Here is a 20973-nt window from a genome sequence, read left to right on the forward strand (position 1 = left end):
GCTCGAACGGCGAAGCGGAGAATCGTGATCAACAAGGACGTCCCGGTTCAGGCCGCCGGGTGGTGGCCGCAGGTGCAGAGCAGGCCGTTCAGCGCCGCCTCCAGGTCGCTCCCGCTGCTCGTGGGCGCCGGGAAGAGGAAGCGGACGAGCGAGCCGTCCGCCCGCACCGTGACCCCCCGGCTGTCCAGCTCCCACAGCCACACCTCCCCGGCGGGCCTGCCGAGATGCCGGGACACCCCGTTGGCCAGCTGCTCCCGGTGCGCGGCGTTGACGTGCGCCAGCACCCGCTCGGCCGGTTCGGCGAGCGGGTCGGGCTCGGCGTCCAGGTAGTCGTCGGCGTCCAGCACCCCGGACTCCTGCCCGGTCAGGTACACCACCTGGGCCACGTCCACCCGCAGCAGCCGGGGCGCGTCCGGCCGCCCGTAGCGCTCCAGGGCGTCGAACAGCGCCTCGTCGGCCGTGTTCGCCGCCACCGCGACCGCCGCCGCCCGCGCCTCGCCCGCCGGCACCGGCTGGGCCCAGCCCTGCACCTCCATCAGCCCGCGCGGGTGCTCGTCGTCCCCGAGCCTGCGCATCGCCGCCAGGTTGACCGCCACCACGGCGTCCTGGTGCAGCCGGTGCAGCCCGTGCAGCGGCTCGCCGGGCAGCGCCAGCAGCACCGGCCTGCCCCGCTCGTCGACCCCGCCCCTGGCGCGGGCAGGGACGCCGTCGACGGTCAGCTTGACCACCGAGGCGGTCGCGGCGAGAGTGCGGATCCGCTGCGGGATGGGCAGCATGGCGCCTCCTTGGCGTGTAGGTTAGCCTTACCTAAGTAAGCATTACCTAAGCACAATGAGGTGAACGTGCGCTACACCGGTCCCAAGGTGCGCCTGTCGCGCCGCGCGGGAGTGCCGCTGACCAGGAAAGCCGTCCGCTACTTCGAGCAGCGCCCGTACCCGCCGGGCGAGCACGGCCGCAAGACCAACCGCCGCAACACCGGCGACTACGGGGTCCGCCTGCTGGAGAAGCAGAAGCTGCGCTGGTACTACGACGTGTCGGAGCGGCAGCTGCGCCGCTACTGGGACCTGGCCGAGCGCCGGCCGGGGGCCTCCGGCGCCGAGCTGGTCTCCATCCTGGAGTCCCGGCTGGCCTCGCTGGTGATGCGCTCCGGGCTGGCGCCGTCGATCTACGCCGCCCGCCAGTACGTGGCGCACGGGCACATCGCGGTGGACGGCCGCAAGGTGGACATCCCCAGCTACCTGGTCAAGCCCGGCCAGGTCGTGTCGGTGCGGGAGCGGTCACGCCGGATGCAGCCGTTCGTGGCCGCCGCCGAGGGGATCCACGCGGACGAGCGCACCGCCCCGTACCTGAGCGTGGACCTGCCCGCGCTGACCTTCACCCTGCTGGCCGTCCCGATGCGGGAGCAGGTGCCCGTGCCCGTGGACGAGCTGCTCGTGGTCGAGTTCTACTCCCGCTGACCCTCGCGGCGCGCGCGTGCCCGGCGGGCCGTCAGGCGCTGGTGCGCTTCTTGGCCCGCGGGGTGACGCGGCGCAGCGCCGCCACCTCCTTGCGCAGCTCCGCCAGCTCGTCCAGGATGCGCTGGGTCGAGGCGGCCGACAGGTCCTCCATCTCGGCCCGCTCCTCCTTCGCCTCCTCGTCCATGGCGCTCACCACCACCGCCATGAACAGGTTGAGCACCACGAACGTGCAGAGCAGTATGAAGATCGTGAAGAAGATCCAGGCCGACGGGTGGACCTCCATCACCTCACGCGCGATGTTGCCCCAGTCGTCGCCCGTCATCGTCTGGAACAGCGTGAACAACGACGTCGGCAGGCTGCCGAAGCGCTCCGGCGCCGTCTGCCCGTACAGCTTGGTCGCCAGCACCGCGGCCACGTAGAGCACCAGCGACAGCAGCACGACGATCGAGCTCATCCCGGGCATCGCGCGCAGCAGGGCCGAGACCACCTTGCGCAGGCTCGGCACCGCCGACAGCAGGCGCAGCGCGCGCAGGATGCGCAGCGAGCGCAGCACCGACAGGCTGCTCGCCGTGGCGGGCGCCACCGCGATCAGGACGATCACCGTGTCGAAGATGTTCCACGGGTCGCGGTGGAACCGTGAACGCTCCACGTAGATCTTGGCCGCCAGCTCGACCACGAAGATCGCCAGCGCGAGCTGGTCCAGCAGGGCCAGCAGGTCGCCGTAGCGGGACGCCACGGAGGGAACGGTCTCCAGACCGAGGACCGCGGCGTTGACCAGGATCACGGCGACGATGAACCGCTGGAAGTGCCGGTGCGCCAGGACGGCGCCGAGGCGTTCACGCACGGGGGAGGGCTCCTCCTCGAAAGGGATGGATTGCCCGACTATTTTGGCGTAAAAGGATCACTGCTCCGGTATCAGCCGGAAGACCCGCAGTTCCCGCCCGGACCTGGCCGTGTAGCGCTCGTAGAACGGCGAGCCCGCCACCAGTCCCGGCCACACCGCGGCCCGCTCGTCACCGGTCAGCAGGCGCGCGCTCACCGGGATCTCGCGCCCCTGGAAGGACACGGCCGCCTCCGGACGGGCCAGCAGGTTGGCCGTCCACGCGGGGTGGCGCTCGGCGCCGAAGTTGCTGCCCACGACCAGTAGCGACCCGTCGGGCTCGCGGACGCACGCCAGCCGGGTGCGGCGCGGCTCCCCGGACCGGGCGCCGGTGGTCATCAGGACCAGGGAGCGGTCGCCGCCGACCGGCTTGCCGCCGGACATCTTGTCGATCAGCCGCTCGACCTTCGGCACCATCCTCGGACCGGCTCGCATGAACCACTCGGTACCGGCCAGCCACTGGAACGCGCCCTTGATCATTCAAGCAGTGTACAAGCGGCTGGCAATGAGGCTGCTGTGGTATAAAACCCACCTGATTGCCTGACAACCGAGGGGTCAAGTCACCCATGTCCTATCCCCACTACGGCCCCGGCTACTACGGCCCGCCACCGCAGACGCACCCCAACGGGACGACCATCCTGGTGATGGGCATCCTCAGCCTGGTCATCTGCCAGATCCTCGGGCCGTTCGCCTGGAACATGGGCACCAAGGCGCTGCGGGAGATCGACGCCAGCGGTTACGTGTACGAGAACCGCGGCATGGTGCAGGCCGGCCGGATCTGCGGCATCGTCAGCACCTGCATCATGGGCGGGATCATCCTCATCTACGGGGTGTTCATCGTGTTCGCCATCGTCATGGCGTCGGTCAGCTAGCGCCGCACGCAGTAGTCGCCGATGCCCGACTCCAGCAGGCCGAAAGCCGCCTCGGCCTGCGCCCGGAGCTCGGGCGCTATCGTCTCCCACGGCTCACCGGCCAGCGAACGCCGCACGGCGTAGTCCGACAGCAGCCGGGTCGTGGTGAGGATCTGGGCGGCCACCAGCCGCGGGGCCAGATCGTCGGCGTCCGCGTCGAGCTCGTCGGCCAGCGCCTCCGCGAGCGCCTCCTCCCGCTGCTGATGGATCTCCCGCATCCGGGCCAGCAGTGACGGGCTCTCGCCCACCATCCTGGCGAACACGTCGGCCCCGTCCTGCAGGCCGTACTGCCACCCCCGGGTCCCGACCGCCGCCACGAAGTCGCGGCGGAACGCCCGCACCGCGCTCTCGCCCTTCTCCCGCGCGCGCAGCACCTCCACCGGCAGGCTCTCGACGAACTCCTGCCGGTCGGCGAACAGGTCCTCTTTCGTGCGGAAGTAGTTGAACACCGTGTTCACCGACACGTCGGCGGCCCGAGCCACCTCGGCCACGGTCACGTTGTCGAACCCGCGCGTCATGAACAGCCCCATCGCCGTGTCCGCGATGCGCTCCCGGGTCTCGCGCTTCTTCCGCTCCCGCAGCCCTTCTTCCATGCCTTCATCGTACCAATATTGCAGTGACATCAAAATTGTGTCTACTCTAAATTTGGAGGCGATGAAGTGATCGAGACATCAGGTCTGAGCAAGACCTTCACCGGCGGCGTCGAAGCCGTCAGGAACGTGACCATGTCCGTGCGGAGCGGCGAGATCGTCGGCTTCCTCGGCCCGAACGGCGCGGGCAAGACCACGACCATGCGCATGCTGACCACCCTGCTGCCGCCCACCGGGGGCACCGCGACCGTGGCCGGTCAGGACCTGCTGGCCGGCCCGAGAGAGGTGCGGCGCCGCATCGGCTACGTGTCCCAGTCCGGCTGGACGGACCCGACCGTCCCGATCGGCGACGAACTGGAGCTGCAGGGCATGCTGTACGGGCTCTCCCGCGTCGAGGCGCGGGCCCGGGCCGCCGAGGTGCTGGCCATGCTCGGCCTCGACGGCGTGCGGGACAGGCCGGGCGGCGCGCTCTCCGGCGGGCAGCGGCGCCGCGCCGACATCGCGTTCGCGCTGCCGCACCGGCCGGCGCTGCTGTTCCTGGACGAGCCGACCACCGGGCTCGACCCGCAGACCCGGGCCCACCTGTGGGACCACATCCGCGCGCTGCGCGACCACCACGGAGTGACGATCTTCTTGACCACCCACTACCTGGACGAGGCCGACGCCCTCTGCGACCGGCTGCTGATCATCGACCACGGCGAGATCGCCGCCTCGGGCACCCCGGCCGAGCTCAAGGCCGGGCGCACCCTCGACGCGGCGTTCCTGGACATCACCGGCAGGAGCCTGCGTGAGGAGGCCGGCGTCCGATGATCCGCGACACCTGGGTGCTCTTCCGGCACAACCTGCGGATCACGCTCCGCCAGAAGGTCGGGATGATCTTCGGAGCCATCCAGCCGCTCTTCTTCCTCGTGCTGTTCGGCCCCATCTTCGCCACGTTCGGCACCTGGGAGGTGCTGGTGCCCGGGCTGATCATCCAGCTCAGCCTGCTGAGCACGGGCATGGCCGGGTTCGGCGTGGTCTTCGAGAGACGGACCGGCGTGCTGGAGCGGATGCGGGTCACCCCGGCCTCCCGCCTGGCGCTGCTGCTCGGCCGCGTGCTCACCAACGTGGTCACGCTGGTGGTCCAGGTCGTGCTGCTGGTCGCGGTCGGCTACGCCTTCGGGCTGCGCGCCCCCGCCGCGGGGCTGCTGGCCGGGCTCGCGCTGATCGTGGTGCTCGGCACCAGCATGGCCGCGCTCTCGTACGCGATCGCGCTCACCATGGACGAGCAGCTGTTCGCGCCCGTGATGAGCACCGCGGTGATCCCGCTGGCGCTGCTGTCGGGGTCGTTCCTGCCGATGTCGATGGCCCCCGGCTGGCTCGACGCGCTCTCGTACGTCAGCCCGTTCAGGTATGCGGTGGAGGCGCTGCGCGAGCTGTTCGCCGGCCACTACCTGACGGGCACGGTGCTGGCCGGAGTGGTGGTGACGGCGCTGTTCGCCGTGGCCGGCCTGGCGGTCGGCACCCGCGTGTTCAACCGCCAGGCCGCGTAGCGACGGCTCAGGCCGCGCTCCTGGCCCGCCGCCCCAGCGCGGCCAGGATCGCGGCCGGGTCCACGATGCCGTAGCCGTAGTCGTAGTCGAAGCCCACCGTGCTGCGGTCCTCTGCGGTGCGGCGCAGCAGGGCGCGCAGCTGGGCCGGCGACAGCCGCGAGGCGGGCCAGCGCGTCCGCACCGCCGCCACCAGCCCGGCCGCGACCGGGGCCGCCGCCGACGTGCCGGAGTCGGGTTCGTCGCCGTACGCGCCGGAGCCGGCGAAGTGCGTGTACGCGCACACGTCCGGCTTGCGCTCGGCCAGCCGTCCCGGGCCCTGCGAGGAGTAGCCGACGCGCTCGCCGCGCACGTTCACGCCGCCGATCGACAGCACCCGCGGATGGGAGTTGGCGCCGGTGATCGGCCGCTCGGGGAAGGCGCAGCGCCCGTCGGGGCAGTCGCGCCCGCAGTTGCCCGCCGCGAACAGGATGTCCGCGCCCGCCTGGTCGAGGCTCGCCACCATCAGGTTGAACGGGTGCGCCCCGTTGTCGGAGTAGTTGCCCGGATGCCCCACGGGGAAGTCCCACTCCGGGGAGAAGGACCCCCACGAGTTGTTGACCACCAGTGCCCGCGACTCCTCGGGCTGGGCGTCGAGCACGCCGCGCAGGTGCGCGAACGCGGCCACCGCGTCGGACAGCAGCCCGTCCATGACCGAGCCGCCCGGCCGGGTGGAGCGCAGCAGCGGCAGGTCGAGCAGGGTCGCCGCCGGGGCGCCGATGAGCGCGTCGAACGCGCACATCGTGCCATGGTCGACAGGGAACTCCCCTGGCGTGCCCGGCACGGTCGGCGGCAGCCAGCTCCGCCCGGCGTCGAGGCGCACGTCGCGCCCCAGCTTGCCGCTCAGGTGGTCCAGGTTGACGCCGGTGTCGACCACGGCCACGTGCACGTCGGACCCGTCGAGGCCCTCGGCGCGCATCCGGGGCCCGTCCAGCAGCCGCTCCACGTCACGCCAGGTGCCGGCCGGCGGGTCGCCGCCACACGTCGGGCAGGTCTCGATGACCGGGTCGGAGAACACCCCCACCACGTCGGGACGCAGCCCGGGCAGCAGCGAGACCCTGGTGGCCACCTCGTCGTCGGAGATCGTGCCGCGGACCAGCACGGAGGCGTCCGTTGCGGCCATCGAGAACCGCAGCGGCTGATTGAGCGAGAGCGGATCGCCGCCCGTGGCGGGCACCGGGCGCGGCAGCGCCACGGGCGCGAACCCGGTGTCGAGCTCGACACCGGGCAGGCCGTCCGCGACGTCGGCCGTGGTCACGGCGCGGCCGGGGTCGGCCACGGCCGCGACGAGGTCAGGGGAGGGGCGGAGTTGGATGAGGACCCGCATGATCACCACCGAGCGTGTATGGATGGAGCGACTCCCTTACCGTGCGTCATCGCGCCGTCGCCGTCCAGGGCTTTGCCAAGCCTGTGACCTGCGGAAACGCCGCAAAATGCGACGAATGGGACGACATCCTCGCGTAATCGTGAGGCTTCCGTGCGGGCGATCTGTTGACTAGGTTGAGTCACCATGACGCTTCAGGCGCGCAAGCCCGTCGAAAGCGGTGGCACGGGCGGACACTGGCTGGCGGTGCGGCCCCGGCTGATCCTCGCCAGCGCGTTCATGCTCTTCCTGGAGCTGGCGCTGATCCGCTGGACCGGCTCCAACATCGTGCACCTGAGCTACTTCACCAACTTCGTGCTGCTCGGCTCGTTCCTCGGCATCGGGCTCGGGTTCCTGCGCGTCGGCCGCACCACCGCCCAGCCCTACTACTCGCCGGTCGTGCTGTTCGGGCTGGTCATGGTGGTGCTGGCGTTCCCGGTGACGGTCGACCGCGACACCGACGGGGTGCTCTACTGGACGAGCCTGTCCACGGTCGGGCCGCCCGCCTGGATCAGCCTGCCCATCGTCTTCTGCGCCGCCGCGCTCGTCCTCATGGGCCCCGCCGAGCTGGTCGGGCGCTGCTTCCCCGAGCTGCCCCGGCTGGAGGCCTACCGCTACGACCTCATCGGCAGCCTGACCGGCATCGCGGTGTTCACCGGGCTGTCGTTCCTCAGCGCGCCGCCCGTCTTCTGGGGCATCCTCGCCGCCGCCGCGTACGCGGTGCTGCTCGTGCCCCGGCCCCGCGCCGCCTACATCGGGCTGGTGGCCGTCCCCTCGCTCGCCGTGGTCGGCCTGCTGCTGGCCGAGACGCTCACCGCCGGGGCGCTCTGGTCGCCGTACTACAAGGTGACCCACCGCCAGTTCGAGCAGCTCGGCGTGCCGGTGACCGACATCTCCGTCAACGGCATCCCCCACCAGCAGGCCGTGCCCGCCCACGCCCGGCTCCAGTGGGAGGCCCAGTACGGGCTGCCCTACGAGCGGGCCGCCGCCCGGCCCGACGACGTGCTCATCATCGGCGCGGGCAGCGGCACCGACGTCTCCATCGCGCTGTCCAAGGGCGCCCGCCACGTCGACGCCGTCGAGATCGACCCCAAGCTGCGCGAGCTCGGCGGCTCCACCCACCCGGACAAGCCGTACGACGATCCCCGCGTGACCACGCACGTCACCGACGGCCGCGCCTTCCTGGAACAGACCGATCGCTCGTACGACCTGATCCTGTTCGCGCTGCCCGACTCGCTCACGCTCGTGTCGGGGGCCAGCTCGCTGCGGCTGGAGAGCTACCTGTTCACCGAGGAGGCCATGCGGGCCGCCCGTGAGCGCCTCAAGCCCGGCGGCGCGTTCTCCATGTACAACTACTACCGCGAGAGCTGGCTGGTGGACCGGCTCGCCACCACCGCCCAGCGCGCCTTCGGCCACGCCCCCTGCGTGGACGTGGTCAGCACCACCGGCCAGCAGGCGGTCATCACCGCCGGGGCGACCCCCGAGGCGCAGCGCTGCGGCGCCCCCTGGGCGGGCGCGGCCGCCGGCACCCCGCCGCCCGCCGACGACGACCGGCCCTTCCTCTACCTGAAGGACCGCACGATCCCGTCGCTCTACCTCGTCACGCTCGGCCTGATCCTCGCGGTCAGCCTGCTCGCCGTCCGCGTCGTGGCCGGCCCGTACCGCAGGATGCGCCCGTACGCCGACCTGTTCCTGCTCGGGGTGGCGTTCCTGCTGCTGGAGACCAAGAGCGTGACCGGGTTCGCGCTGCTGTTCGGCACCACCTGGGTGGTCAACGCCATCGTGTTCGCCGGGGTGCTCGTCGCCGTGCTCGCCGCCGTCGAGGTGACCCGCCGCTTCCGCACCCCGCCGCTGCCTGTCATGTACGGGGTGCTCTTCGCCGGCCTGCTGCTGGCCTGGCTGGTGCCGAACGCGTGGCTGCTGTCGCTGCCCGTGCCGGTGCGCGCGGTGGCCGCCGTCATCGTCGCCTTCCTGCCGATCTTCGCCGCGAACGTGGTGTTCGCCAAGCGGTTCGCCGACACCGCCGACGCCACCACCTCCTTCGGCGCCAACCTGCTCGGCGCCATGGTCGGCGGCTGCCTGGAGTACCTGGCGCTGGTCATCGGCTATCAGGGGCTGCTCGTCGTCGCCGGCGTGCTTTACCTCGGCGCGTTCCTGCTGTTGCCCCGGCGGGCGCTCGCGTAAGCCCCTGTTTGCCCGGCCATTCGAGGCTTTACCTGCGGTTTTGGAATGCCTGGGAAAGCCGCGCCGTTGTAACCAACATCTGAGCGCCCATCAATCTGACAGCGGCCGCTCCACTCCCAGCGCACCTCGCTCCGCAGCGTGTCCCGCAGAGGTGCTCACGTAGCTCTATGCGTACGAATGATCACTCAGCGTGCGCGACTCTGGAGGAACACCATGACGATCACCCGTACCCTGCGCAAGTTCGGCGCCACCGCGGCCCTGGCCGTCGCCACCACCGTGGCGGCTCCCGCCTTCACCGCCCCCGCCCAGGCCGCCGAGCTCCCGTACGGCCAGGATGTCTCCAACTACCAGCCCACCCACGACTGGGGTGCCAGCGGCGCCGACTTCGGCATCGTCAAGGCCACCGAGGGCCTGGACTTCAAGGACAAGACCTTCGCCCGCCACTGGAAGGAACTCGACAAGCACGAGGTCGTGCGCGGCGCCTACCACTTCGGGCACCCGAAGAACGACCCCGTCGCCGAGGCCGACTTCTTCCTGTCCGTGGTGAACAGCCAGCCCGCCGAGAAGGGCGACCTGCTCGCCCTCGACCTGGAGACCAGCGACGGCAAGTCGGTCGAGCACGTGAACAAGTGGGCCAAGACGTTCCTGGAGCGGGTCAAGGCCAAGACCGGCGTCACCCCGCTGTTCTACAGCGGCTACGCCTTCGCCGACCAGTACGGCAAGGGCCTGGGCGAGTACCCGCTGTGGGTCGCCCACTACGACAAGGCCAAGGGCACGGTCGCCACGCCGGCCGACTGGAAGTCCTGGACCATCCACCAGTACTCCGACGCGCCGGTCGACCAGAACGTCTCCGCGCTGAGCATCGACCAGCTGCGCGCCCTCGGCCGCAGCTGACCCCCCGGGGTACGCCGACGCACCTCGCCCCGCCTCCCGCCGACCGGCAGGAGGCGGGGCGAGGTCGTTTCATCCGCACAGCTCGTCGAGCGACTCGGCGCTGTCGTTCGCCTTCTGCGAGTTGCGGGTCGGCGTCTCGGTCGGCTGGGCCGCCCGCACCTGCGTACGCGAGACCGACGGGGAAGCCGACGCCGTCGGCGCGGCCTGCGTGGCGGCCTTGGCGCGACGCGGCTTGAGCGAGTCCTGGACCGCCTTGGCCGACGCCCGCCGGATCTTGACCCAGTCGGGGCTGCCCGGCCAGTACTTCGGCGGCACGAACTGCAGGCTGCTCATCTTCGCGTCCTTGACCTTGAGCGCCAGGTCCAGCAGCGGTTCCAGGAGTTCCTCGGGGATGTTCGTCTCGGCCAGCCGTTTGGTCGCCGTGGCGATGCTGTTGAAGTTCGCCAGGATCTTCTGCGGCGTCGCCTGCTGCGCGAACGCGCCGATGACGCAGCGCTGGCGGCTCATCCGGGAGAAGTCGTCGCTGCCCACCCGGGACCGGCCGTACCAGAGGGCCTCCTCGCCCGACAGCCGCCGGGTGCCCGCCCTGATCGTGCCCGCGGTCCCGTACAGGCCGCCCCACTTGACGTCCTGCTCCACGTGGATGGTCAGCCCGCCGATGGCGTCCACCAGGTCGGCGAACCCGTACATGTTCATCAGCACGTAGTAGTCGATGTCCAGGTTGAGCGTGTAGCTGATCGCGTCCATCAGCGCGCGCGGGCCCCGGTTCTTGCCGCCCGCCTGCTCCGGGTGGTCGTTGGCGTACTGCCACACCTCGTTCAGCAGGCCGCCGTTGGGCAGCTCCGCCATGAAGCCGTTCGGGAAGTGCCTGCGCAGCGGCGACGACGGCGGGAAGCGCACGTGCTGCAGGTTGCGGGGCAGGCTGAACAGCACCGTGGCGCCCGTCGGGATGTGCACGCTGGCCACGTTCATGCTGTCGGTGCGCACGCCGGTGCGGTTGCCCGCGGCGTCACCGCCGACCAGCAGGAAGTTGACCCGGTCCTTGCCGTTCCACGGGTCCTCCTCCTTGATCGGCGCTACGTCCGGGTTGTCCTCCGCGCTCTTGAAGACGTGCTTCTTCGCGTCCCACACCGCGTAGACCGACGTGGCCGACAGCGCGAACGGGGCCATCACCACCACACACAGCAGTCCCACCGCGACGCCGGAGATGATCTGGCCCTGCTGGGTGAGCCGGCTCGGGCCGAGCGCGACGTACGAGGAGACCGCTAGCGCGAACCAGCTCAGCGCGCCCACGGAGGCCAGGACCACGACGGTCATCATCACGCTGTCGCGCGTGACGATCCCCGCGTTGTCCAGGTTGGCCAGCACGAACACCAGCAGGCCGAGCAGCACGGCGACGAAGACGCCGACGAGGACCAGACCGGTGCGCCGGTGCCCGGCCCGCAGGTGCGCGGCGCCCGGAACGAAGATCGACAGCAGGGTCCAGCCCAGGATGGACGCCGGCGTGAGCGGCTTCGCGAACCGCGGCGCCGCACTCCCCCCACCGATCCCGGCAAGCCTCCCCGCGATCCCCCCACTCCGGTTGCCGCCCGAACGTGCCCGCCCGTCATCGCCACGACCTGGCCCCGAGCCACCCCCGGCGCCAGAGCCACCGCTCCTGCCGGAACCGCCTCCGGCCCCTGAGCCTCTGCCAGAGCCGCCACTGGGCCCTGAGCCTCTGCCAGAGCCCCTTCCCGCACCTGAGCCTCTGCCAGAGCCGCCGCCGGCACCTGGGTCCCTTCCGGAGCCGCCGGCGGCACCTGGGCCGCTGCCGGAACCACCTCCGGCGCTGGGGCCTCTGCCGCTACCGGCACCGGCGCTCCTGCCGGAGCCGCTCCCGGCACCGGAGCCGCCGCTCCTGCTGGAGCCGCCTCCGGCGCCAGAGCCTCTGCCCGAACTGCCTCCGGCCCCAGAGCCTCTGCCGCTACTGGCACCGGCGCTCCTGCCGGAGCCGCCTCCAGTACCGGAGTCGCCGCCGGCACCGGCTCCGGCACCCATGCCGGAGCCTGCACCTGAGCCTCTGCTGGAGCCGCCGCTGGGGCCCCTGCCGGAACCGTCTCCGGCACCAGAGCCGCCGCTGTCGGCACCGGCGCTCCTGCCGGAGCCCCTTCCTGTGCCGGCGCCGGAAGCGGCGCCGCCGCTGAAGCCGGAGCCGCCCTCGCCAGAGACTCTGGCTGAGTCGGCGCCGGGGTGGACGCCCCTGCCGACGATGCCATGGCCAGAGCCGCCTGTGACAGGGCCCTCGCCCGCGCTTCTGCCGCTCAGGCCCGGGGCGGAGCCCGCGCCTCTCCCGGCCGCCTCTTCGCGGGGGCGGCCGGTTCCGCCGGAGCTTCCTCTCCCGGCGGAGCCGTGGTCGCCGGAGGTTCCCCCTGCCGGGTGGTCGCCTCTGCCGGAGGTTCCCCGTACCGAATGGTCGCCTCTGCCGGAGGCTCCTCCTGCCAGGTGGTCGCCTCTGCCGGAAGCTCCCCGTGCCAGATGGTCGCCTCCGCCGGAGGTTTCGCCCCGGGCGGAGGTTTCACCCCGGGTGGGGGTGCCGGGGTGTGGGGTTTCGCGGGTGTCCGGGGTTTGGCCCGGCGCGTCCGCGGGGTCCCTGCGGGGGCGTGGGGTGCCTGACGCAGGGTCGCCGGAGCGCCGGGTCCTGCGGGTCCGCCCGCTCCGCGGCTCGCCGGCTCGCGGTTCGGCGGCCCTGGGGTCGACGGCGCCGGACGGGTCCGGATGGGGGGCGGCCGGGTCGGGCGAGGGGTCGGCGGAATTGCCCGGCGCGGGCCGGGGTCGGCGAGGGGGGCGCCGTTTCCGGCCTCCGGGCACGGCGTCCACCCCATCGCGATTGCTCACACCGGCTCCTTCGCACGCCTACCAGGCATAACCCGCTGGGTTTGCCCCCCGATGGCACAAGATTGCCAGGATTCTAGTCGCCATATATGGACATCAAAGACATGTGCCCAACATGAGATGAACCTCAAGTAACCATCAGGAGGTGGTCGAAGACGGCGCGGCCCACGTGTTGCACTGGTAGGCCTTGTTCTTCTCCCAGCCCTGCCGGAACCACCGGTGGTTGTTCGCCGTCGACCCGTGGTCACGCGGGTATCCCGGATGGTCGCCCACCTGGCCGTAGAACCAGAACAACCGCTGCCGGCTGCTCGTGCTCACCGGGTACGAGGCCGCGACCGACCGCATCCACATCCCGCCGAAGCAGGTCGCCTGGAGCTCCAGCCGTCGGCTCAGCGCCAGTTTGCCGTTCTGGTTCGAGGTCTCCAGCGTCTTACCCCACCAGGAGTCCAGCAGCCCGGTCAGGTTCTGCACGTGGTGCCCGTACTCGTGGGCCATCATGCTGATGATGCCGCCGTGCCAGCTGATGATCTGGCCGTAGCCGCGCGAGTTCCCGTTGCCCCTGGCCATGGCCGAGGTGGAGGCGTAGATCGTGTTGTTGCGCGGGCAGTAGTACGGCACGATGCTGCCCCGCTGGGGGTAGTCGCCGCAGGCGCCCCTGCCGCTCCTGGCCGCGATGGCGTACCTCGGCGGGCTGAACGGGATGCCCTGCTTCTGCAGGATCGGGCCCCACGCCTGGTCCATGCACTTGCCGGTCTTGAGGATCAGCGACTTGAGCTGGCTGTGGCTGAAGATGCTCACGTTGCCCGCCCGGCAGGTGAGCCTGGGCAGCACGCCGGCCCGGTAGACGGTGTTGTTCTTCAGGCTGCGGTCGAGCGTCACCCGCCTCGGCGGGTCGTCGTCCGGCTCGTCGTCCTGCGTGGGCCGCTGGGTCGGACGCTCGGTGGGCACGTCGTCCCGGGTGGGGCTGCTCGTCGGCTCACCTCTTGACCGCGTCGGCTCGTCGTACGGGGAGTACGTCGGCTGCGCGATCGGCGTCGTCGTGTCCGAACCGGACGACGAGCCCAGGAACGCCGCCCCGACGATCACCAGCACGAACAGTCCCGCGATCGTCCCGCACACCAGCCCGAGCACGCCGACCACACCCATGCCGGACTTGCGGCGCGGCCGGTGGTGCCACTGCCCGTGCGGCGGGAAGGACGGCTGCCCGCCCGGCCAGGGCCCCTGCGGGGGCGGAGGGCCGCCTGGGTACCCGCCGCCCGGCGGATAACCGCCGCCCTGCCCGGGGTACGGCCCCTGCCCGGGCGGTGTGCCCTGGCCCGGGTACGGTCCCTGCCCGGGATAGGGCCCCGCGCCCGGGGGCGCGCCCTGCCCGGGATGCGGCCCCTGTCCGGGCGGTGTGCCCTGGCCCGGGTACGGTCCCTGCCCGGGATAGGGCCCCGCGCCCGGGGGCGCGCCCTGCCCGGGATGCGGCCCCTGTCCGGGATACGGCTGTGAGGGATACGGCCCCTGGCCCGGGTACGGCCCCTGGCCGGGTGGTGGCTGGCCCGGGTAGGGGCCTTGCCCCGGCGGTGGGGCGCCCCCTCCGGGGTACGGTCCCTGACCCGGATGAGGTCCGCCAGGATTGGGAACGCCTTGACCGGGGTATGGGTTGCTTTGCGGCTGTGGCTGGCGGTGGCCAGGCGGCGGCCATGGTAGCGAGGGCGGCCTCTGGGGCTGTCCTGGCCCCTGTGGCGCGGGAGGATATTGCCCGTTCCCTGTCACCGTGTCGCCCCTTTACTCGGTTGTCCGAGATGCGCGACCTCTCCTGTCACACATCGTGCCTTTGCCGAATATGGGGCAGAAGCATACTGATTTCCCACCCGTCACGGATGTAGCGGTACTCGGTTACGGTCCGAAATCATTCGAGGTGATCTCAGTCATGTTCCGGACCACGGACCTGCCGTTGTCCTAGCGTTCTTTGCCATGAACCTCCAGCAGCTCCGCTATGTGGTCGCGACTGCGGAGCACCGCACCATGACTGACGCGGCAAGGTCGCTCTATATCGCACAACCTGCGCTTTCGCGTGCGATCCGCGATCTGGAACGAGAGCTCGGAATGACGCTCTTCGCGCGTTCGGGGCGGGGGGTAGTGGTGACCTCGCAAGGTCGCCGCGTGGTGAAGCTGGCTCGGGAGGCGCTCGACGCCGTCCGCGAGATCGAAGGCCTCGCCAACCACGGCGGCGCCGGCGAAGCGGAGCTCCGCATCGCCTCCACCCCCAGCCTGGAGCCCGGTCTGGCGGGGCGGCTGTTGCCCGCCTACGCCTCCGAGCACCCCGGCGTCCGCGTGCACATCGTCCGCTGCGAGGGCCGCGAGGCCGTCGTCAGCGCCATCCGGGACCAGCGGGCCGACCTCGGCCTGACCGATCTGCCCGTCCCCGGCGACCTGATCACCCACCCGCTCGAGCGCCAGGAGATCGTGCTGATCTCCCCGCCCGGGCTCGAACTCCCCAACCCCGTTCCCATGGGCAGACTCCACGGCATGCGCCTGGCCCTGCCCGCGCGCGGCAGCGTCCGCCGCAGGGAGCTCGACGCGATGTTCGGCAAGTTCTCGGTGAGCCCCGTCGTGGTGCTCGAAACCGACGAACGCAACGGCTGGCTGAACGCGGTGCGCGCCGGGAAGGCGTCGCTGCTGTGGTACCGCGGGATGGCCGAACAGGCCGCCCGTGCGGGCCTCGTGGTCCGCTCGCTGGAGCCCGCCGTCAGACGCGTGATCGCCGTCGTGCACACGCGCCGCCGCCTCCCGCTGATCGCCCAGGACTTCCTGGCGACCGCCGAGAGGGGCACGACCGCCTAGCGCGGTCGGATTCTCAGCACCTCGCCGGTCGCCGGCCCGTGTGCCCCCGTGGACACGTGGCAGGCGCCGTCAGGCTCCACCGTCACACCGGTCGGCGTGCAGTCGTGCCGACGCGCTCCTGGTGAACGCCCCGGTGACGGACGTCCCGTTCAGAGGGACGGGGGGAGGGAGACGACGGCGCGGAGGCCGGGGGAGGCGTCCTCCAGGTGGACGGTGCCGCCGTGCGCGCGCACCGTCTCCCGGACGATGGCCAGCCCCAGCCCCGCACCGCCCTCGTCACGGCTGCGCCCGGTGTCGAGCCGGGTGAACCGGTTGAACACCCGCTCCCTGTCCTCCTCCGGGATGCCCGGCCCGTCGTCGGTGACGGTGAGGATCCCGTCGGCGGTCAGCGCGACCTCGACCTTCGACGCGGTGTGCCGCACCGCGTTGTCGATCAGGTTGGTCAGCACCCGGCTGAGGTCCATGGCGTCGCCGCGCACCTCCACCGGGTCGCAGGCGGCCAGCCTCACCTCGGCGTACCGCTCGGCCGTCTGCCGCACGACCTCGTCCAGGTCGACGGGCTCGCGCCGGGCCGGGACGCCGCCGCGCTCGTCCAGCCTGGCCAGCGCCAGCAGGTCCTCGGCCAGCCGCGACAGCCGCAGGGTGTCCTCCAGCACGCCCTCGGCCGTCTCCGGCCAGTCCTGCCCCTGCGGGTGCCCGAGCGCCACCTCCAGCTGCAGCCGGATGCTGGCGAGCGGGCTGCGCAGCTCGTGCGCCGCGTCGGAGACCAGCGCCCGCTGCCGCTTCTCGGCCTCCTCCAGCCGCGCCAGCATGTCGTTGAGCGTGGTGGCCAGCGAGTGCACCTCGTCGCGCGACTCCGGCACCGGCAGCCGGCGCGACCGGGCGGTGTGCGTGATCTCGGCCGCGCCCCTGCGCAGCGCCGTGATGGGCCGCAGCGTACGCCCGACGATCATCCAGCTGGCGCCCGCGAGCAGCACCACCAGCAGCGGCGTGCCCACCAGCAGCACCCGCCCGGCCGTGCGGACGCTCGTCTGGATCTCCGACACCGACCGGGCCGCGATCACCGTCTGCCCGCGGTCGGCGCTCAGCACCACCACCCGCAACTGCGCCGGGATCGCGTACGGATGACCGTCGACGAACGTGGCCCGCCCGTCCTCCAGCGCCCGCGCCCGGCCCCGCGCGTCCAGCAGCGGCACCAGCCGGTCCGCGCCGTAGGTGACGTGCGTGATCCGCCCGTCCGCGCCGATGACCTGCACGATCGTGCCGTCGTGGGTGGTGATCGGGGTGGTCAGCGTGCCGGCGTCGGCCTGCACCCGCACGGTGTGCGCCTGCCGGCTGACCGACTCGTCCACGGTGGCCAGGAGTGTCCGGTCCAGCACCGAGAGCAGCACCGACGCCGACACCGCCAGCGCCACCGCCAGCACGGCGACGGCCACCACCGTCAGCCGGAACCGCAACCCCTGCCGCCGCCACCAGGCCGACGGGCGCGCGGCCGGGAACTCAGCCACCGTCGCCGGCCAGCCGGTAGCCCGCGCCGCGCACGGTCTGCAACGCGTTCCTGCCGAACGGGGCGTCGATCTTGCGCCGCAGGTAGCCCACGTACACCTCGACCACGTTCGGGTCGGTGTCGAAGGTGTCCCAGACGTGCTCCAGGATCTCCGACTTGGACACCACCTCGTCGCGCCTGCGCAGCAGGTACTCCAGCAGCGCGAACTCGCGCGGCGTCAGCTCGACGTCGCGTTCGCCGCGCCGCACCCGCCGCCGCGCCGGGTCCAGCGACAGGTCGCCGGCGGCCAGCACGGCCGGCCGCCGCCCCGAGTCGCGCCGCAGCAGCGCCCGCAGCCTGGCCACCAGCACCACGTACGAGAACGGCTTGGTCAGGTAGTCGTCGGCGCCCAGGTCGAGGCCGTCGGCCATGTCGTACTCGCCGTCCTTGGCCGACAGCATGAGGATCGGCACCCAGTTCTCCTCCGCGCGCAACTGCTTGCACACGTTGTAGCCGGACAGCCTGGGCAGCATGATGTCGAGCACGACCACGTCGTAGTCGCCGTGTCTCGCCTCGTGGAGCCCCTGCTCGCCGTCGTGGGCGAGGTCGACGGCGAACCCCTCCGCCTGCAGCCCGCGCTGGAGCGCGGCCGCCATCCGGCGTTCGTCCTCGACGACCAGTACCCGCATGTGCCGATTCTCCCGTCCGTGCGCTGAGAGCCCGCTGAGAACGCTGAGAGGGATCTCAGCCCGTCTCAGGTTCGCCTAAGGATGCATCACGCAGGCTGCGTGTATCGACATACCGTTGAGGAGTGACATGCGTAGAGGCACGTACGTGAGGTGGGGAGTGCCGATCGCGGCGGCGGCCGTGATCGGCGCGGCGATAGGCGCCGGGCCGGTGATCGCCGCGGTGAGCGGCGACCCCGTGCTTCCCGAACGGTCGGCCCAGCAGCTGCTGGCCGACGCCGCCGCGGCGGCGGAGAAGAGCGAGGGCATGCCCCCCATGTCCGGCACCGTCCAGCAGACGGCCTCGCTCGGCCTGCCGGCGCTGCCCGACACGGGCGACGGCTCGCCGCTGTCGCTGCTGTCCGGCTCCCACGAGGTGAAGCTCTGGTACGGCGACGAGGACAAGATGCGGCTGGCGCTGCCCACCCAGTTCAACGAGACCAACGTGATCGTCAACGGCGACCAGGTGTGGTACTGGGACAGCGACAGCAACACCGCCACCAGGGTCAAGCTGCAGGGCGAGCACCCCCGGGAGGGCCTGCCCACGGCCGCCCCGACCGTCATGACGCCCGACCAGGCGGCGCAGCGGCTCCTGGAGCAGGTGGACGAGTCGACCACGATCTCGGTGAGCAACACCGCCGAGGTCGCGGGCCGCCCGGCCTACCAGCTCACGCTCACCCCGAAGGACCCCGCGTCCCTGGTCCAGGAGGTGCGCCTGGCCATCGACGGCGAGCACTACGTGCCGCTGCGGGTCCAGGTGTTCGCCAAGGGCTCGGCCGAGCCGGCCTTCCAGGTCGGGTTCACCCAGCTGACCTTCACCCCGCCCGCCGAGGAGAACTTCGCCTTCACCCCGCCGGCCGGGGCCAAGGTGGAGGAGAAGACGTTCGGGCCGTCCGACGTGCGACAGGAGCACGCCGAGGAGGCCAGGCGCACCGCCGGGGACCTGAAGGTGCGCGGCGAGGGCTGGACCGCGGTCGCGGTGCTGCCCGCCGACGCCGCGATGCCGCAGGGCGACGCGGACGGCGCTCCCGGCGCTCCCGGCGGCGAGGGCGCCGACGCGCGGGCGCTCTTCGACAACGTGCTGAAGACGGCCACCCCGGTGAGCGGCACCTGGGGCTCCGGCAAGATGATCAGGACGAAGCTCGTCACCGTGCTGCTGACCGACGACGGCCGCCTGCTGGTCGGCGCGGTCACCCCGGAGGAGATCATGAAGGCGGCGGGCGTCAGGTGACGACCGTCGCGCAGGAAGCGGGGGCGCCCACCGGGGCGGCCCCGCCCTCCGACCCCGGCGCCGCCATCGTGACGTCCGGGCTGACCAAGCGCTTCCGCGGCGGCCAGACGGCCGTCGACGCGCTCGACCTGACCGTGCCGCGCGGCTCCGTCTACGGCTTCCTGGGGCCGAACGGCTCGGGCAAGACCACCACGATCCGGATGCTGCTCGGTTTGATCACGCCCACCGGCGGCACCTGCTCCCTGCTCGGCCTGCCGCTCGCGCTGGCCCTGCCCCGGGTGGGCGCGCTGGTCGAGGGACCGGCCTTCTACCCCTACCTGACGGGCGAGGCCAACCTGCGCCGGTTCGACGCCGCCGACCCCACCGCCTCCGGGGCGACCGTCCGGCGGCGCGTCGGCGAGGCGCTGGAACGCGTCGGCCTCACCGCCGCGGCGGGCAAGCGCTACCGCAACTACTCGCTCGGCATGCGCCAGCGGCTCGCCATCGCGGCCGCCCTGCTCGGGCCGCGCGAGCTGCTCATCCTGGACGAGCCCACCAACGGGCTCGACCCGCAGGGCACCCGCGAGGTGCGGGCACTGGTCAAGGAGATCGCCGCCGGCGGCACCACCGTGTTCGTCTCCTCCCACCTGCTGGCCGAGGTCGAGCAGATGTGCACGCACGCCGCCATCATGCGCACCGGCCGCCTCGTCGCGGACGGCACCATCGCCTCGCTGAGCGGCGGCCTGGCCACCCGCGTCAGCGTCGAGACGCCCGACGCGGCCGACGCGGCGCGCGTGCTCGCGGCGCTCGGGCTGGCCGACGTGCGCTCCGCCGCCGGCGCCGTGACCGCCGAGCTGGGGGGCCACGCTCCCGAGCGGGTCAACGCCGCCCTCGTCGGCGAGGGCGTGGCCGTACGGGGGCTCGCCGTCGTGCGGCCGAGCCTGGAGGACGTGTTCGTCGGACTGACAGGAGAGGGATTCGATGTCGACGGCTGACACGGGCACCCGCACCCGTCGCACCCCCGGGCTGGTGCCCGTGACCGAGACCCTGAGCACCGTCGAACGCCGCCCGGAGGAGCCCTCCGACCGGCCCGCCCCGCCCGCTCCGCAGGCCGGGCGCCGCGCGGGCGCGTTCTGGCGGCTGCTCGTCTCCGAGCTGAGCCTCACCTTCCACCGGCCGCGCAACCTGGCCATGCTGGCCGCGCTCGCGACGGTGCCCGTGATCATGGGCGTGTCCCTGCGGCTGTTCGCCGGGGACGACCAGGTCGGCGGCATGATCGCCGCCGTGGCCGGCAACAGCCTCATGCTGACGTTCCTCGCGCTCTCGGCCCTGGTGCTGCTGATGATGCCGATCGCGGTCAGCGTGGTGGCCGGCGACGCGCTCGCCGGCGAGGCCGGCGGCGGCACGCTGCGCTACCTGCTCGCCGCGCCCGCCGGGCGCACCCGGCTGCTGGCCGTCAAGTACCTGAACGCGGTCGTGTACGCGTACGCGGTCACCGCGGTCGTGGCGCTGTCGGCGCTGGTGACCGGGCTCGTGCTGTTCCCCGCCGGTGACGTGGTCCTGCTGTCGGGCACCACCGTCACCATGACCGACGGGCTGCTGCGCATCGCGCTCACCGTCGGCTACGTCGGCTTCGCCCTGTCGGCGGTCGCGGCGGTGGCGCTGGCCATCTCGGCGTTCACCGAGGTGCCCATCGGGGCGATCGCGGGCACCGTCGTGCTGATCATCGCCTGCCAGGTGCTGCGGGCCATCCCCGCGCTCGAAGCGATCGCGCCCTACCTGCTGCCGACCAGGTTCACCGGCTTCGACGCGGTCCTGCGCAGCCCGATCGACACCGGGGCGCTGACGGAGGGCCTGCTGACGTTCGGCGCCTACATCGTGATGTCCCTCTCGATCGCCTGGGCCCACTTCACCGGCAAGGACGTCACGTCCTGACCCCCACAGGGCCGGCGCGAGGGTAAGGGCTTCGCCCCGTACGGGTCGCGTACGGGGCGAAGGTGGC

The 20973-nt window shown here is 72.0% G+C and carries 19 protein-coding genes; 10 read left to right on the forward strand and 9 right to left on the reverse strand.

All coding sequences use genetic code 11. The features are described from left to right. Positions 1–47: 47 nt before the first annotated feature. Positions 48–776: a DUF2470 domain-containing protein gene (locus ACZ6YG_RS07375; protein WP_466017450.1), complete on the reverse strand. Its 729-nt coding sequence runs from the start codon at positions 774–776 to the stop codon at positions 48–50. Between the two features lie 66 nt (positions 777–842). On the opposite strand from ACZ6YG_RS07375, the gene rpsD reads away from it, so the two are divergent. Next, on the forward strand, positions 843–1457 hold the full coding sequence (gene rpsD, locus ACZ6YG_RS07380; RefSeq protein WP_148032396.1) for a 30S ribosomal protein S4: 615 nt from the start codon (positions 843–845) through the stop codon (positions 1455–1457). A gap of 31 nt (positions 1458–1488) precedes the next feature. Here rpsD and ACZ6YG_RS07385 read toward each other — a convergent pair whose 3' ends face one another. Both ACZ6YG_RS07385 and ACZ6YG_RS07390 read right to left on the reverse strand, forming a co-directional pair. Beyond that, positions 1489–2301, reverse strand: a complete 813-nt coding sequence (locus ACZ6YG_RS07385; RefSeq protein WP_271277667.1) for an ion transporter — start codon at positions 2299–2301, stop codon at positions 1489–1491. A gap of 57 nt (positions 2302–2358) precedes the next feature. Beyond that, positions 2359–2817 carry a nitroreductase family deazaflavin-dependent oxidoreductase gene (locus ACZ6YG_RS07390; RefSeq protein WP_271277668.1) on the reverse strand — a complete coding sequence of 153 codons (459 nt, stop codon included), beginning with the start codon at positions 2815–2817 and terminating at the stop codon, positions 2359–2361. An 86-nt stretch (positions 2818–2903) separates the two neighbouring features. Here ACZ6YG_RS07390 and ACZ6YG_RS07395 point away from each other — a divergent pair, with 86 nt between their 5' ends. Then, positions 2904–3209: a DUF4190 domain-containing protein gene (locus ACZ6YG_RS07395; RefSeq protein WP_148032393.1), complete on the forward strand. Its 306-nt coding sequence runs from the start codon at positions 2904–2906 to the stop codon at positions 3207–3209. Here the strand turns inward: ACZ6YG_RS07395 and ACZ6YG_RS07400 are convergent. Next, positions 3206–3841 carry a TetR/AcrR family transcriptional regulator gene (locus ACZ6YG_RS07400; protein ID WP_466017451.1) on the reverse strand — a complete coding sequence of 212 codons (636 nt, stop codon included), beginning with the start codon at positions 3839–3841 and terminating at the stop codon, positions 3206–3208. The genes ACZ6YG_RS07395 and ACZ6YG_RS07400 overlap by 4 nt on opposite strands. Positions 3842–3907: 66 nt before the next feature. Between ACZ6YG_RS07400 and ACZ6YG_RS07405 the strand changes: the two genes are divergently transcribed. Further along, positions 3908–4648, forward strand: a complete 741-nt coding sequence (locus ACZ6YG_RS07405; protein WP_466017452.1) for an ABC transporter ATP-binding protein — start codon at positions 3908–3910, stop codon at positions 4646–4648. After that, a complete protein-coding gene (locus tag ACZ6YG_RS07410) occupies positions 4645–5370 on the forward strand; it encodes an ABC transporter permease (RefSeq protein ID WP_148032391.1) in 726 nt (241 codons plus the stop codon). Before ACZ6YG_RS07405 ends, ACZ6YG_RS07410 begins: the two co-directional genes overlap by 4 nt. 7 nt (positions 5371–5377) lie before the next feature. Here the strand turns inward: ACZ6YG_RS07410 and ACZ6YG_RS07415 are convergent, their stop codons facing one another. Further along, on the reverse strand, positions 5378–6733 hold the full coding sequence (locus tag ACZ6YG_RS07415) for a S8 family serine peptidase (RefSeq protein WP_466017453.1): 1356 nt from the start codon (positions 6731–6733) through the stop codon (positions 5378–5380). 183 nt (positions 6734–6916) lie between these two features. On the opposite strand from ACZ6YG_RS07415, the gene ACZ6YG_RS07420 reads away from it, so the two are divergent. Further along, entirely contained in the window at positions 6917–8953 is a 2037-nt protein-coding gene (locus tag ACZ6YG_RS07420; protein WP_148032389.1) for a spermine/spermidine synthase domain-containing protein, read from the forward strand. A 213-nt stretch (positions 8954–9166) separates the two neighbouring features. After that, positions 9167–9847 (forward strand): glycoside hydrolase family 25 protein, encoded by a 681-nt coding sequence (locus ACZ6YG_RS07425; protein WP_187281232.1) that lies wholly within the window; start codon positions 9167–9169, stop codon positions 9845–9847. A 69-nt stretch (positions 9848–9916) separates the two neighbouring features. Here ACZ6YG_RS07425 and ACZ6YG_RS07430 read toward each other — a convergent pair whose 3' ends face one another. Both ACZ6YG_RS07430 and ACZ6YG_RS07435 read right to left on the reverse strand, forming a co-directional pair. Next, entirely contained in the window at positions 9917–11239 is a 1323-nt protein-coding gene (locus tag ACZ6YG_RS07430; protein ID WP_466017454.1) for an LCP family protein, read from the reverse strand. Between the two features lie 1617 nt (positions 11240–12856). Beyond that, positions 12857–13864 carry a neutral zinc metallopeptidase gene (locus ACZ6YG_RS07435; protein WP_466017455.1) on the reverse strand — a complete coding sequence of 336 codons (1008 nt, stop codon included), beginning with the start codon at positions 13862–13864 and terminating at the stop codon, positions 12857–12859. Between the two features lie 816 nt (positions 13865–14680). Here ACZ6YG_RS07435 and ACZ6YG_RS07440 point away from each other — a divergent pair. Next, positions 14681–15550, forward strand: coding sequence for a LysR family transcriptional regulator (locus ACZ6YG_RS07440; RefSeq protein WP_148032386.1), 870 nt, complete (start codon positions 14681–14683; stop codon positions 15548–15550). 149 nt (positions 15551–15699) lie between these two features. Here the strand turns inward: ACZ6YG_RS07440 and ACZ6YG_RS07445 are convergent, their stop codons facing one another. Together ACZ6YG_RS07445 and ACZ6YG_RS07450 are read right to left on the reverse strand one after the other, a co-directional pair. Continuing rightward, positions 15700–17058, reverse strand: coding sequence for a sensor histidine kinase (locus ACZ6YG_RS07445; protein WP_148032385.1), 1359 nt, complete (start codon positions 17056–17058; stop codon positions 15700–15702). Next, positions 17051–17725, reverse strand: a complete 675-nt coding sequence (locus ACZ6YG_RS07450) for a response regulator transcription factor (protein ID WP_148032384.1) — start codon at positions 17723–17725, stop codon at positions 17051–17053. Before ACZ6YG_RS07450 ends, ACZ6YG_RS07445 begins: the two co-directional genes overlap by 8 nt. 127 nt (positions 17726–17852) lie before the next feature. On the opposite strand from ACZ6YG_RS07450, the gene ACZ6YG_RS07455 reads away from it, so the two are divergent. The 3 genes from ACZ6YG_RS07455 to ACZ6YG_RS07465 are packed head-to-tail and all read left to right on the forward strand — an operon-like array spanning position 17853 to position 20906. Then, complete coding sequence (locus tag ACZ6YG_RS07455) at positions 17853–18992, forward strand: LolA family protein (protein ID WP_466017456.1); 1140 nt, start codon at positions 17853–17855, stop codon at positions 18990–18992. After that, positions 18989–19966 (forward strand): ABC transporter ATP-binding protein, encoded by a 978-nt coding sequence (locus ACZ6YG_RS07460; protein WP_148032382.1) that lies wholly within the window; start codon positions 18989–18991, stop codon positions 19964–19966. Before ACZ6YG_RS07455 ends, ACZ6YG_RS07460 begins: the two co-directional genes overlap by 4 nt. Continuing rightward, a complete protein-coding gene (locus tag ACZ6YG_RS07465; RefSeq protein WP_148032381.1) occupies positions 19953–20906 on the forward strand; it encodes an ABC transporter permease in 954 nt (317 codons plus the stop codon). Before ACZ6YG_RS07460 ends, ACZ6YG_RS07465 begins: the two co-directional genes overlap by 14 nt. Positions 20907–20973 lie beyond the last annotated feature (67 nt).

It is taken from the genome of Nonomuraea sp. NPDC054003 (assembly GCF_055585125.1).